This is a genomic window from Anaerosporobacter faecicola, assembly GCF_012070565.1.
GTDB lineage: Bacteria > Bacillota > Clostridia > Lachnospirales > Lachnospiraceae > Anaerosporobacter > Anaerosporobacter faecicola.
In genome coordinates this window covers 136,597-150,969 of the sequence record NZ_JAAQRO010000009.1, presented here as the reverse complement: position 1 = coordinate 150,969, position 14,373 = coordinate 136,597, and the positions used below count along the sequence as shown (strand labels likewise).

11 protein-coding genes are annotated in these 14,373 nt (G+C 36.7%); 2 read left to right on the top strand and 9 right to left on the bottom strand.

The features are described 5' to 3' along the window. Positions 1–159: 159 nt before the first annotated feature. The 4 genes from HBB17_RS05420 to HBB17_RS05405 all read right to left on the bottom strand — a co-directional run bounded on the left by HBB17_RS05420 (position 160) and on the right by HBB17_RS05405 (position 5,373). A complete protein-coding gene (locus tag HBB17_RS05420) occupies positions 160–1,254 on the bottom strand; it encodes a sigma-70 family RNA polymerase sigma factor (RefSeq protein WP_167956437.1) in 1,095 nt (364 codons plus the stop codon). A 178-nt stretch (positions 1,255–1,432) separates the two neighbouring features. After that, entirely contained in the window at positions 1,433–1,927 is a 495-nt protein-coding gene (locus HBB17_RS05415) for a CarD family transcriptional regulator (protein ID WP_167956435.1), read from the bottom strand. 199 nt (positions 1,928–2,126) lie between these two features. Further along, positions 2,127–2,888, bottom strand: coding sequence for a M48 family metallopeptidase (locus tag HBB17_RS05410; protein ID WP_167956433.1), 762 nt, complete (start codon positions 2,886–2,888; stop codon positions 2,127–2,129). A 52-nt stretch (positions 2,889–2,940) separates the two neighbouring features. After that, on the bottom strand, positions 2,941–5,373 hold the full coding sequence (locus HBB17_RS05405; protein WP_167956431.1) for a glycoside hydrolase family 2 protein: 2,433 nt from the start codon (positions 5,371–5,373) through the stop codon (positions 2,941–2,943). Between the two features lie 312 nt (positions 5,374–5,685). Between HBB17_RS05405 and HBB17_RS05400 the strand changes: the two genes are divergently transcribed. Further along, positions 5,686–5,856: a hypothetical protein gene (locus HBB17_RS05400; RefSeq protein ID WP_167956429.1), complete on the top strand. Its 171-nt coding sequence runs from the start codon at positions 5,686–5,688 to the stop codon at positions 5,854–5,856. 373 nt (positions 5,857–6,229) lie between these two features. On the opposite strand, the gene HBB17_RS05395 is transcribed toward HBB17_RS05400, so the two are convergent. The 3 genes from HBB17_RS05395 to HBB17_RS05385 form a co-directional block, all read right to left on the bottom strand. Further along, positions 6,230–6,613, bottom strand: a complete 384-nt coding sequence (locus tag HBB17_RS05395; RefSeq protein ID WP_330588160.1) for a DUF2500 domain-containing protein — start codon at positions 6,611–6,613, stop codon at positions 6,230–6,232. 62 nt (positions 6,614–6,675) lie between these two features. Next, positions 6,676–7,497 (bottom strand): undecaprenyl-diphosphate phosphatase, encoded by an 822-nt coding sequence (locus tag HBB17_RS05390; protein WP_167956428.1) that lies wholly within the window; start codon positions 7,495–7,497, stop codon positions 6,676–6,678. Positions 7,498–7,835: 338 nt separating this feature from the next. After that, on the bottom strand, positions 7,836–8,633 hold the full coding sequence (locus HBB17_RS05385) for an FHIPEP family type III secretion protein (RefSeq protein WP_167956426.1): 798 nt from the start codon (positions 8,631–8,633) through the stop codon (positions 7,836–7,838). A 331-nt stretch (positions 8,634–8,964) separates the two neighbouring features. Between HBB17_RS05385 and HBB17_RS05380 the strand changes: the two genes are divergently transcribed. Beyond that, positions 8,965–9,153 (top strand): hypothetical protein, encoded by a 189-nt coding sequence (locus HBB17_RS05380; protein ID WP_167956424.1) that lies wholly within the window; start codon positions 8,965–8,967, stop codon positions 9,151–9,153. A 252-nt stretch (positions 9,154–9,405) separates the two neighbouring features. On the opposite strand, the gene mutL is transcribed toward HBB17_RS05380, so the two are convergent. Beyond that, the gene (gene mutL / locus HBB17_RS05375; RefSeq protein WP_167956422.1) at positions 9,406–11,529 is read right to left on the bottom strand and encodes a DNA mismatch repair endonuclease MutL; all 2,124 of its coding nucleotides are present in this window, start codon (positions 11,527–11,529) and stop codon (positions 9,406–9,408) included. Positions 11,530–11,603: 74 nt separating this feature from the next. After that, positions 11,604–14,291: a DNA mismatch repair protein MutS gene (gene mutS / locus HBB17_RS05370; protein WP_167956420.1), complete on the bottom strand. Its 2,688-nt coding sequence runs from the start codon at positions 14,289–14,291 to the stop codon at positions 11,604–11,606. Positions 14,292–14,373: the final 82 nt, after the last annotated feature.

The following is a 14,373-nucleotide window of genomic DNA, read 5'->3' as shown; positions in this document are numbered from 1 at the left end:
TACTATACACATCAAGTCCTATTGTTACATTTTTGGCAAATAAAAACCTCCCAATTACTGTTGAAGTAAGGAAGGTCTATTCCCAATATAAGCAAATATTTCTATTGCTTATATAAACAATATTTTTATTATAAACATTTCATCAACTTCTGTCAAATGTCATTCTAGATAAACCTGCAATTGTCGAACTTCCTTCTTCATTTGCAATTTACGGATTGCCTTTCCTTCTATTTGACGAATTCGTTCCCTTGTAACATGATATACTTGTCCAATCTCTTCCAACGTCCATATTTCACCATCGTACAAACCAAAGCGAAGTTTTAAGATCATCTTCTCCCGATCACTTAAGGTATTCAACAGTTTCCCCAGTTCTTCTTGTAGCATCTTATATTCCGTCAATCGATATTGTTCTGGTACCGATTCATCGGTAATAAAATCGGCCAGTGTTGATTCTTCATCCTCACCAATTGGATTATCTAGTGAAAGGGTGTTTCCATATAACATTAAGATTTCCTCAATACGTTCATTGGTAAATCCCGTAATATTGGCTAGTTCTGCTGGTGTTGGTTTTCTTCCTTTTTCCGACGCGAACTGACGCATTTCCCTACCTAATCGGTTCATTATTTCACGCATATGCACTGGAATGCGAATGGTCTTTGATTGATCTGATATTGCCCGTGAGATTGCTTGTCGTATCCACCACATGGCATACGTACTAAACTTAAACCCTTTCTTATATTCGAATTTGTCCACGGCTTTCATTAGTCCCATATTTCCTTCTTGTATCAAATCAAGAAGAGACATACCACTTCCTCTCGCAAAACGCTTTGCAACACTAACCACAAGACGAAGGTTCGAATTGGTCAGTTGTTTTCTTGCCACGTCGTCTCCTTGTTCCATACGAATAGCGAGAGTAATCTCTTCTTCTGGGGTTAATAAAGGAATTTTTCCAATCTCTTTGAGATAAACTTTAAGTAAATCATCAGAAACCTCTTGACCATCCTCTGGTACTAGTGCTTCTTCTATTGATTCCTCCAAAGGCTCCTTCATCGAATCCCCTAGTTTCTCTTCTATTAATACTTCTAAATGCTCTTCTATGGAATCCTCTTGAATCTCCGTTACCGTCTCTTCCATATCAACTTTTGATACATCAAGTTTCCTTCGTATAAGGATTTTTACATTTTCCTCAGAATGTTCTATGATACCAATTTTATTTCTATTTTTCATTTTCACAACCTTACTCTCATCGTTCATAAAGGCATTTTCACTTTATTTTGTGTGACACTCCTAACACAATCATTAACAATTCTTTTTCATATTATTCATCATATAAGAAAAAGACAATATTCAACGAACTGTGTGCATAACAAACATGTAATCTAGCATACAATACGTGAAAATTATCTTTCTTATGGTTGTTCTTGATTATTTTTTACAGACACTCCGCAACGTAATCCATAACACTTTTCTTGTCCATGTCAAGAGAAATTGCAAACTCTCCGTAAAGACTTTCTTCCGCTAATCGAAAATATTTTTCATCGGAGGCTGTTGCTTTCTTCCCTTCTGCAAGACGAGATTCTTTTCTCAAGTAAAGTGCTTTGATCATACGGACCAATTCCGCACTATCATTCTCTTTTATGGCTTGTTTGTATATTCCTTCTCTTTTCCGATCATCTTGAATCCATAATGGTTCACATTGCTTCATCATACGGATTAATTCCATAACTTCTTCTTTCTTCATAACTGAGCGCATCTTTACTTTTTTATTATCAACTGGTGTTATTATTCTACTTCCTGTAATATACACAGGAATTAATGTATAATATAGTTTATCTTTGTTGTCAGAGGAAGATTCCATCATTCCTACTTTTTCTACTTTGCAAACGCCATTTAATCCATAGACAATAAAAGTTCCTACTTCAAACATGTTTCCATCTCCTCATTCATTTTATTAATAAAAGAATCCGATTACCCAATATTCGAACGGATAAGTCGGATTCTAATATGCCTGCTTATAGTTTAACATACAATTTCATTTTATGTAAGTTAAATTTTTAAAATATTTGCAATTTTGTGAATATTTCTGATAATACAACCTAAATTTGTGTATATTTTCCATGTTTTTGCTAGGTATCAAGGAATTCATAGGAAGAACCATGCTCTTTCAGCCATAACCTTCGTTGCTTATAATCTGGACAGGCTTGCTCAACGATCGCCCAAAACTGTTTGGAATGGTTCATCTCCACTCGGTGTGCAAGTTCATGGATAATAACATAGTCAAGTATGGCAGGTGGCATCATGATTAAATGCCAGTTGAAATTTAGATTACCTTCACTACTACAGCTTCCCCATCGGCTTTTCTGACTACGAATTGTAATTCTACCATATGTCAATTGCATAACTTTTGCAACTTGTTCCACTCGAAATGGGATGATAGATTTTGCGTTCTTTTTATACCATGATTCCACACATTCACGGAGAAATGCTGGCCATAGCTTAGGTGTTTCAATGATTAGCTGCTTCTGTTCTTCTATATAACGGATTTTTGCATCTACTTTATTCAGATTTGGTAAAATCCTTACGGTAACTTCTTCACTTAGGAAAGGGATTTTGCCTCCATCTTCAATATGAATTCCTCTTTTTTCTCGTTGTATCTGTTCCTTATATGAATCATAGATCCAAGAACTTCTTTCCTGTAAAAAATGCAACACCTCTTGCTCTCTTGCATTTGTAGGAATCTTAATCGTTACTTTGCCTCCAACTGCGATAGCTATGGCAATGGATTTTCTACGGGACCTCATCATTTCATAGGAAATCTCAAGATTAGAATAGATTAATTTTGATTCTCGGATACCAAGCAATTGTTTCTCGTCTTCTGCTTTTTTCATGATCATACCATGCCCTTTCAAAAGTCTAGCATATTATGCCAATATCACCGTATTACCTTTCTTCTAGTCGTTTTATCTGTACATGAAAAGGTATCATAACTGTTGGAACACCATCTGCATGTAATCGCACAGTTGCGTTTCCTTCCTGCCCTTTTGTACGAACATAGAATCCAAAAGCACCTCCCTTTAAACTAATATGGGATGGTCCAATGAGTTCAATTGGTCCTTCTACATCTATGGTAATCGCTTCCTGATAATATGGTAATTGATTTCCATGCTGATCGATTGCCTTTACCCGTACAGAAGCAACATCATATGTTTCCTCTTCCAGTAAATCATTACCATCAACAGTTACATGCAACTGTACCTCTGTAACCGGTGTACGATATACAGATTTCACAACCTCTCCATTCTTTATCGCATCAAATCGATAAGTGGTTACTTCACCACCCCAATTATTCATATATTTGTTAAATAACGCAAAACCATCTTGTAGATGCAATCGTTCTTTTATTGCAATACGAAGAGCCATTAAGAGGTATTTCATTGGGAGATGATCAACTCCATATTTGGGTGCCATTCGCAATAACTCTTTCATCTGCTCTGCACTTTTCTTACGAAAACCTTCTTCTTTCACCAAGGCATCCCCGATAAAATCATCAATGATAATCGGCGGATGTGGCATATGTGGATATTGTTTCGTATCTGGATAGAATTCTTTAATAAATCGATCATTCTTATAGCAGCGTACACTATCCGCATTCGTTATCGCCATTACCTCTCCTAAGTATGCACCTGGATGTTCGCCAATATCCATCGTAGATGTTATGTCACATACCGGATAACAATCGGATTGGCTTGCATATACACTGGCTGCTAATTTGGGATTTCGAAACATTGACATTACTCCATGATAACAGATTCGATCACCACTTCCAAAATCTTTATGGGTATTATAATCAAACATACACCATGAGAACATGCCCGTTATATCCTCTTCCTTGTACAGAGATTCTAATACAGCCATATGACGCTTCGCATGTTCTAGTCTTTTTTCTTCATGATCAAATATCTTTGTTGGATACATATGACCATTGCATTCTGACACAAGATAAGGGGCATTTGTTTTTGAGGTGACATGTTTCTTATCATCTAAGCCTTTGGTTGTTCCATTATGGGAGAAATCATTATACGTATATACATCTTCAAAGAGATGGCTTTTCTTAATACATCGTACGCCTCCAGTTTGTCTTGTATCATCCAGTTCTTTTGCCAAGGCATTGGTACGTTTATAAAAAGAATCCAGATCAGGAGATTCATTAATACGAACCCCCCACAAGATAATACAAGGATGGTTTCTGTTCTGTAGAATCATCTCTCGAATATTGTCTAACGCATGTTCCTGCCAAACTTCCTCCCCAATATGTTGCCAACCAGGCATCTCTGTAAAAACCAACAATCCCAATTCATCACAACGATTTAAAAAATGTTGTGATTGTGGGTAATGTGATGTACGGACAGCATTAACACCTAATTCGTTTTTTAAGATTTCCGCATCCAGTTGTTGCATTCGTTTTGGCATAGCATATCCAACATAGGGATAGGACTGGTGTCGATTAAGTCCGACAATCTTAACTTTCTTCTCATTAAGATAAAAGCCATCTTTGCGGAATTCAGCTGTACGAAATCCAAACCGTACAATTGTTTCATCCGAACCTCCATATTCGAAATCTTTTTGCTCCATCACGACAACTTTTAGATGATATAAAACCGGATTCTCAATGTCCCATGCTTCAATATTCGATATGGTTGCTGAATAATTACTAATCTTGGCAGACATATCATACTTACCGATTGCACGATAGTCTTTTTCTTTCTCCTTTTTTAGGAATAACTGAACCGTCCAATTATGATTTGAATCAATTTCAGCTGACCATGTTACATCTACTGAGAGCAACGCAGAATGATCTTCATTCGTACTGGTTTTCACCCGAACATCTTCTATATATTCCTGATCCCTGATTTCTAGCCAGACTTCACGATAGATTCCTCCATAAGTAAGATAGTCTACTACATTACCGAATGGAGGGAGAGATTTTTCTTCTCTACTATCTACTACTACTGTAATCACAACGGTATCTTCCCCTTTACACGCGTCCGTTAATTCAACAGAGAAACCTGTATAGCCTCCTTCATGCTTACCAACGAATTTTCCATTGGCATATACGGACGCAATATGTGCAACACCATCAAATGTAAGAAAAATTCTTCTATTGGTAATGCTCTGATTTAGATGTAATACCTTTTTATAGCAACTAACAAACTGATAGAGGGATTCATCAAAATAATGATAGGGTAATATCTGGTTGGTATGTGGTAAATCTACTTTTTCCATGTCGTTAGTAATGGATTGTTGTAACATTTCTTTGTCAAACGTTTTTTGGTAAAACCAACCATAATTCCATGGGATTCTCTGTTTCATCATGTTCTTCCTCTCTTTCTCTCCTAGACAACTTATTTCCATTCTAGTGAAAATAAATGATTTGCTTTTACTCATTGGCCGGTGAGCAACGATTACGCTCATTCAAATCTTATGATTTATACGAAAACTAAATTTCCTTTTTCAGTTTTCTTTAGTATATCATACCATATAAACAAGTCAAGTATCATTCCTGTCTCAACCGAAAATACAATGAAAAGTAAGAAATGATTAGCATGTTATTGCAAATAAATTAATATACTCTACTAGAACCCAAATCAACATGCAGGATTCATATCGATCATAGGAGGTTGCCATATGGGAAAACTATCAAAACTTTTTAGCAAGACGAATTCTGTTGATAAAGTATCGAAAAAGAAGGCTTCCACAGCAACACAAGAAAATCAAGACTTTTGGGTCTGTCCTTCCTGCGGTGCACATAATCCCCGCGCTCAATTAAGCTGTAAAGATTGTGGAAAATATCGATAATCCCAAATGCTTACTACCATTATATTCTTCTTCCTAGCAATAGAAAGCATGTATGTGCTTTCTATTGTTTTTATTTCTTTCTTATCCAGATGAAAGCGATCAAAAAAGAACGCTAATACTTCATAAGAAGTAGGTTCATATTTATGAAAATAATAGGTGTCTTTTCCATCTCTTTGTATTTCACTTGTATATATATGTAATTTTTTATCCATTGTAATTTCAAAACCTTTCTATTATCTGTTGTCTTTCTTATTCCTTCCTTTTATTAGCGGAAGAAAGTCGCTACCCATACAGTATGTATATGTAGCGACTCCTTTTTTATTGCGATTGCACGCAGTGCACAGCAATACTATCATTTGATTATTAATATTATCTACAGCCTTGCAAATCCTTGGTATCTGGTACCCTGAAAGGTTAACTTCCCTTGGTCTTTTTCTACAAGTAATCCATACTCTTCTCCATGTACTTCGAACTCTAGTCGGTCACCACTCTCTACTTCAAAAGTCACAAAATAATCCGTAGAGGAACTCGTATGTAATCCACTATTATCATTCAAGTTTGAAGAAGTATTTCTCACCTTAATCCGCTTGGAAACGACAGTCGCCATAACCGTTAATACAGGTGAATTGTTATTATTGCTCCATTGTTTCACACCCTTTACAATGGTTATTCCAAATGTAATGATGACCATTGCAAAGATGATAAAGAAGATAACAAAAAAACCACTCATGAACAAACTATTATCTGGCATCATCATGTGAATCCTCCTCCCAAAATTTGCAAACTATACACATAGTTATGATGAAGAAAATATATAATTTATTTGACCAATCCAAAGAAAACAAGAACTGCGATTCCTAAGATAATTCGATACCAACCAAAGATCTTAAAGTCATGTTTCTTAATATAACTCATTAAGAATTTGATAACAATGATTGATACTACAAATGCAACGACCATTCCTGTCAACAAAATGACTAGCTCTGTGCTTGTAAAAACAAATCCAAACTTTAACAACTTCATAAAGCTCGCACCAAACATGACGGGAACTGCTAAGAAGAAAGTAAATTCCGCGGCAACACTTCTAGATACGCCAATCAAGATTGCACCTAGGATTGTTGCTCCAGAACGGCTGGTTCCTGGAAATACAGCTGCAATCAATTGGAACATCCCAATAATCAAAGCCGTATTGAATGTAATTTCCGATAAAGAATTGATGTGAGAACGTCTTTTGTGATTCAAGTTCTCGATTACGATAAAACCAATACCAAAGACGATCAATGCCACTGCAATTACTTCATAACGGTAGAACTTTTCTTCAATCACGTCCCCCCAACCAAGTTCAACTACAGCGGCAGGTATGCAGGCAACAACGATCTTTAGCCACATCATAAATATATCTTGCTTTATAAAATATTTCTCCTTCTTGGAAAATGGCCATAACTGATTCCAGAATAACACAACAACTGCAAGAATGGCACCCAATTGAATTACCACCTCAAACATACTGAAAAATGCATCACTTACTTTTAGATTCACAAACTCATGGAATAAGATCAAATGACCTGTACTACTTATTGGAAGCCATTCTGTTATTCCTTCAATAATACCAAATAGTATTGCTTTTAAAAATTCTATCATTGGATCTGTTTCTCCTTCCTATTCATCCTTCTTGATTGATCCTACCTTTATGAACGATCGATATGTATGATTACATATAATGATGAAGTCCGGTCAAGATGTACTTTGTCCCTAATACTTACGTATTGTTCTTCGTTTACATATGTACCAATACATGCACTTGTTAATTATACTTGAAACATAATCTAAGTGCAATTGGATTTCCCTTTTCTTAATTAAAACTTAAAAATATTGGAACAATTCCGTTTAACATCAAAATAAGGAACTGTTGTATGCGAATTTACAACAGCTCCTTATCATTATATGCATGTCCATCAGCAATATATTCTATTTACTTTCTATAACTTTGCTGCAATTCGTTTTCCAATTTCCTCAACAGCAATCTTATTATTGAGATCGTCTTCAATCCATTCCAAAATCTTTATTAAATTACGAATCGGTTTCTTCTCTTGGATAATTCCAGTAAGAATTTTTTGCATTGTTCCATAAGAAATCTTCTCTGGAATGAAACCCTTTACCATCACTGGATAATGTTCTTCTACATTGTCCAATAGATTCTTAACAAGCTGGCGATTTAATATTCGTTCATACTGACTCGTAACAACCTCCTTGATCTGAGCATAGATTTCTTCAAATGAAAATGTCTCCATATCAGTAATCGTCTTATTAATGACTACTTCATCATAGATACAGATTTGATATTGATTCTTTGCTAATTCACAATTATCCTTCATTCGTACTACTGGCATGAGATACCCATATTTTTTTGCAATTTCTTCTCTAATAATTTGAATTCCTTTAAAATGTTCTGCATTTTCCTTCATCATCATAGGTAGAAAGGATTCTCCCGCTTGAAACATGATTGGGTCAGCAAGAATTTCACTCATCACACGATGTATGTCCTGCGAATTTCCGCTTTCCGTAATCTTCTCACTGCTATTGAACAACTGATCCAACGTAAGATGTAAGATTTCTGCAATGGAACAGATACTTTCAATGTCAGGATATCCAATACCACGCTCCCACTTGGATACTGCTTGCGATGTAACTCCCAGTCTCATTGCTAGATCTTCCTGTGTCATTTTTACTGCTTGTCGATACTGTACAAGATTTGAGCCAAATTGTTGTATATTCATATGCTTTACACTCCTAGTTTTTATTCTGTACTCAAACTTCACACAATCACAGCTTCCTACTCATTCAAAACGTGTATGTGTAAAGTTTGAGTCTGTACTGATCAATACGTTATAAGTATCATAGCAAAGAACCTTGTTCTTGTAAAACAACGGTTCGTTTGCTTACTGGGAAACGAACTGTTTTCTCGTTACCTTTTTCTTTCCTTGCCTGCTATGACAGATTACACAACCAACAAACCCAAAGTCATTCGAACTATATTGTTTGACACTTTAGTTATGTGGATATACAATGAAAATAAAAAATAAAAGTCGAAAGGTAGAGAGGAAACAGATGAAAGAAAGAGTAATGAAAGCATTGGAATTTGGAGTGTCACTAACTATTGGAATGCTTATCGTCAATGTGGTTATGAAAGATAAAATAGGTTTTATAGATATCATTGTGACATTTGTAGTTTCAATGATTGTAGACTTTATTTTTTCAATCATTGGTGATAAAATCAAAAGAACAAAAGCTAAATAAATTCCGGTTTGTCAGAGTAAACTCACAGAGACACTCCCAAAAGGTTGTGTCTCTGTTTTCTATAATAGGGTTCGAGTGTCAAAACCCCTTATTTATTTGAAGTCCGTCAATTTACACAAATCAAGTTTGTCTAACATGTAATACAAGACATCGTTCACTCCGGGCACGCTCTCGCCCCGCTGAAGTTCGTAGTGGTACATAAGGTAGATATCAGCTGAAGCTGACTGTGCTCAGCGCGTATAAAAAAGAGAGCTAAATAATTCTCTTAAATTTTTTCTCAATTTCGTATTTGCTCATAGATATGATTGTCGGTCTACCATGAGGACAGTTATAAGGATTTTCCAATTGTAACAGCTCATCGATTAATGCATTGGCTTCTTCAAAAGACAACTTGTTATTGCCTTTTACAGCCGCTTTACATGACATGGAAGCTGCTTTTTCAAGAAGAGACTCTACTAGATTGGTATGATTATCCTCAACTAGAGAATCGATTAATTCAATCAAATATTCTCGTTCAGCAATACCCAGCAAGTTATTTGGTATCGAGCGAACGGAATACTCCTTTCCACCAAAATGTTCGATTTCAAATCCAATCTCCTGTAATACCGACATCTGTTTTTTCAAAGCATCTTCTTCTCTCATAGAAAGAGACAAGATAATTGGTGGCTGTAACATTTGTGCAGTATTATCTTTGTTCTTATAACTAGCCAATAATTTCTCATAAAGCACTTTTTCATGGGCCGCGTGCTGATCGATCATGAACATCTTATCATCGTATTCCACAATCCAGTAGGTTGCGAATAATTGTCCGATGATTCGCTGACGAGGACGAGCCCGTTCAGAGATCAACTTATCCTCGAATAAACTAATCTGTTCTCCATGTCCATACGTTTCCGCTTCCTTCACTACTTCGTTTTCTTGGATTCTTGCATCATCTACCTTTGGTGCTTCACTAGGAGTTATCGAATCTTCATATTGACTCCCCTTCGTTTGATTGATGGTATTCTGATTGGTAAGGTATAATTCTCCATTGTTATTTTCTAATCTTCTAGATTGATCGACTTTATGTTCATAACTTTCTTCTTTAGAAACCAATCTATTTTCACACTTCTCAGCCTGTCCCTTCTGTGGGACCTCGGTCACTTGATTTTCCTTGGTTTCAAAATCTTTACCAGAATGAGATTCCTTTCGATTCTGCTGAATGGCTTCATGGGGATGTTTGATAATTTCCTTCATTCGTCCAATCTCAGTTTCCTTCACCATGGCTCTGGTGTTCCCACCTTGATTTTTATTCTCACGTAGTCGATTTTTTTCAAACGGTTCTGGTGTATTCTCATATCGTTTTTCTTTTTCCTTTTGTTCCACCAATGTAACGGCCGGAATCAATTCCCGTCCCGACAAACAATCCTTAATGGTATGATACACCGTTGTATAGACTTCCTCACTATTACGGAAACGAATCTCCATCTTAGTAGGGTGAACATTCACATCGATAAACTCACCTGGTATATGCAGATGAATGGCTGTAAATGGATATCGATGAGACATGGTATAGGATTTGTAGGCTTCTTCAATCGCTTTATTCACAATACTACTCTTCACATAACGTCCATTGATATAGTAATTTTCATAATTTCGATTTCCTCTGGAGATGATCGGCTTTCCTATAAAGCCTTCCACTTGAACATTCTCACTACTTTCTTTGACCTGTACAACGTTAGAAGCAATCTCTCTTCCATACACATTGTAAATGATATCTTTCAGATTTCCATTCCCTGACGTATGCAGTTTCACTTGGTTATTGCTCATGAATTTAAAGGAGATATGAGGATGGGAAATTGCTATCCGCTCAATAATATCCCCAATATAGGAGGCTTCGGTAGTCGCGCTCTTTAAGAACTTTCTTCTTGCAGGCGTGTTGTAGAATAAGTTCCGAATAAGAAATGTTGTTCCTTCTGGGCAACCTATTTCTTCCATTGTCTTTTCTACACCACCTTCAATCACATATCGCGTTCCCGTTAGTTCACCAGGGGTTTTCGTAACCAATTCCACCTGCGCAACTGCGGCGATACTTGATAAAGCTTCTCCTCGAAACCCCAAACTAGATACATGAAGCAGATCAAGAGCAGAACGGATCTTGCTTGTTGAATGACGTAAGAATGCAACTTTGATATCATCTTTTGCAATACCGCCTCCATTATCCGTAATACGTATAAAACTAATACCGCCTTCTTTGATTTCAACGGTAATAGCATTCGCTTTGGCATCAATTGCATTTTCAATTAATTCTTTTACTACCGCCGCCGGACGCTCAATTACTTCTCCAGCAGCAATTTGATTGATTGTATTTTGATCCAGCAATTCTATCTTTGCCATCTCTTAACACCACGCTTTCTAATCTGTCCATAACGCAAAATGGTTGACATAAGACTATCCTAAGTTTCTCTACGTTACTTGCTTTCTTTGATCTGTTTTTGTAAACGATATAAGGTATTCATTGCATCCATTGGTGTCATATTAGCAACATCAAGGTTACAAATCTCATCAATTACTTGATTTGTTTCATCAACCATAAAGAACGACAGCTGTGTTCCATAGGTTTCATTCTGATTTTTTGTTATTTTTTTCTTCTTGTCAATCTCGGTTGCTTGTACTGTTGCTTCTTGTACCGTTTCACTTGTAAGCGCGCTCTCAGCAAGTGAGTCTGACATTCGCTTCACTTTTTCCGTAATATCATTATCGGTTAGATCATCCACAATTTCTCTGGCACGATGGAGTACTGCATCAGGAACACCAGCTAAACGAGCCACTTGTATTCCATAACTCTTATCTGCTCCACCTTTGATGATCTTACGAAGGAATACGATATCTTCTCCCTGTTCCTTTACTGCAATGCAATAATTATTAACACCACTTAGTTTTCCTTCCAGTTCCGTTAATTCATGATAATGGGTAGCGAATAATGTCTTCGCACCAATGATTTCTTTATTACTGATATGCTCGATGACCGCCCAAGCAATGCTTAATCCGTCAAAGGTACTTGTTCCACGCCCGATCTCATCTAAGATCAACAAACTATTCTTCGTTGCATTCCGTAAGATGTTGGCGACTTCTGTCATCTCCACCATGAATGTACTCTGTCCTGACGCCAGATCATCCGATGCGCCAACACGGGTAAAGATACGATCCACAATCCCAATCTTTGCGTATTCTGCAGGAACAAAACTTCCCACCTGTGCCATTAACACGATCAAGGCAGTCTGCCGCATATAGGTTGACTTACCTGCCATGTTTGGTCCCGTAATGATGGATACCCGATTTTCTTCATTGTCCAAGAAGGTATCATTGGCTACAAACAGATCATTGGTGATCATCTTCTCAACAACAGGATGACGTCCATTCTTAATATCAATGATTCCACTCTCATTCATGTCTGGTTTTACAAAACTATTGCGTTCTGCTACAAATGCCAAAGAGGCAAATACATCTAATTTTGCTATTGCTTTTGCTGTTGTTTGAATTCTCTTTATCTGGTCTGCAATTTGGTCTCGAACCTCTCCGAATAAAGTATATTCTAGACTGAACAATTTATCTTCTGCGCCAAGGATCATGTCTTCTAATTCTTTTAATTCTGGCGTTATATATCGTTCTGCATTTGCCAAGGTTTGTTTTCGATTCCAACTATCTGGCACAAGGTCTTTATAGGAGTTAGTTACTTCTAGGTAGTACCCGAATACTTTGTTGAATTTGATCTTCAGATTCTTAATTCCTGTATTCTCTCGTTCCTTCGCTTCCAAGTCCGCCAACCACGATTTCCCATCGGTTTTGGCATGACGTAATCGATCGACTTCTTCATGATACCCTTCTTTGATGATTCCACCCTCTTTAAGGGAGATTGGTGGTTCTTCCTCAATGGAATCTGTGATTAATGCACAGATATCCTCTAACGTGTCTAAGTCTTGGTCAATCTTTTGCATCAATGGGGAATGAAAATCCTCTAAAAGAATCTTAATGGATGGCAACATCTCTAACGATGCACGAAACGCAATTAAATCTCTTGGATTTGCACTTTTATAACTTACTTTACTGATCAAACGTTCCAGATCATAGATTGGATTAAGGTACTCCCGTAATTCTTCTCTTGTGATTGCTGATTGGTTGATCTCTTCAATACAGTCCAACCGTTCATTAATCAAGTCGATATCAATCAAAGGCTGCTCAACGTAATTACGTAATAGACGAGCACCCATCGCAGTCTTTGTCTTATCTAATACCCATAAAAGAGAACCTCGTTTCTGTTTTTCACGTAACGTCTCTGTCAGTTCTAGATTTCTTCTCGTCGAACTGTCAAGTAGCATGTATTTGCTTGTAATATATGGTTGAATATGTGTCAAGTGTGAAAGAGACGTCTTCTGTGTATCATAGAGATAACGCATAACAAATCCTGCCGCAATTACCCCATATGGATAATCCCGCAAACCTAAACCGTCAAGGGATGTCACTTGAAAATGCTCCTTCAAGCTCTTCTCACAAGTTTCCTGTTCAAAATACCAACTATCCAATGTTGATACCGCAATCTTAAGGCGTTCCCTTAAATCCGTAATATCTACACCTGAACTAGTAAATGCGTCGTTGTTTACGATTTCTGTTGGGAGGAATTTATTAATCTCATCTAATAATTTTTTCTTAGAGTCAACTTCTGTAACATAGTAATCCCCCGTTGTAATATCAACAAATGTTACTCCAATGCATTTGTCTGTATAATATATTCCACATAAATAATTATTCTTCGATTCATCTAAAGACTGGGTATTCAGATTTGTACCAGGTGTTACAATTCGAATTACTTCACGCTTTACAATTCCCTTTGCTAATTTAGGATCTTCAATCTGTTCACAGATTGCAACCTTATACCCTTTGCTAATCATCTTCGTTAAGTAGCCATCCACAGAGTGATAAGGGATTCCACACATAGGAGCACGTTCTTCCTGCCCACAGTTTTTTCCCGTTAACGTAATCTCTAACTCTTTCGAACAAATGGTAGCATCTTCAAAAAACATTTCATAAAAATCGCCTAAACGATAAAATAGAATACAATCCTTATATTGATTCTTTATCTCCATATATTGCTGCATCATTGGAGTTAACTGCATAGTATCAACCTTCCCTTTTCCCGTGTCTCATATATTTATTGTCTAATTTGAAATTAATCTGGAAACC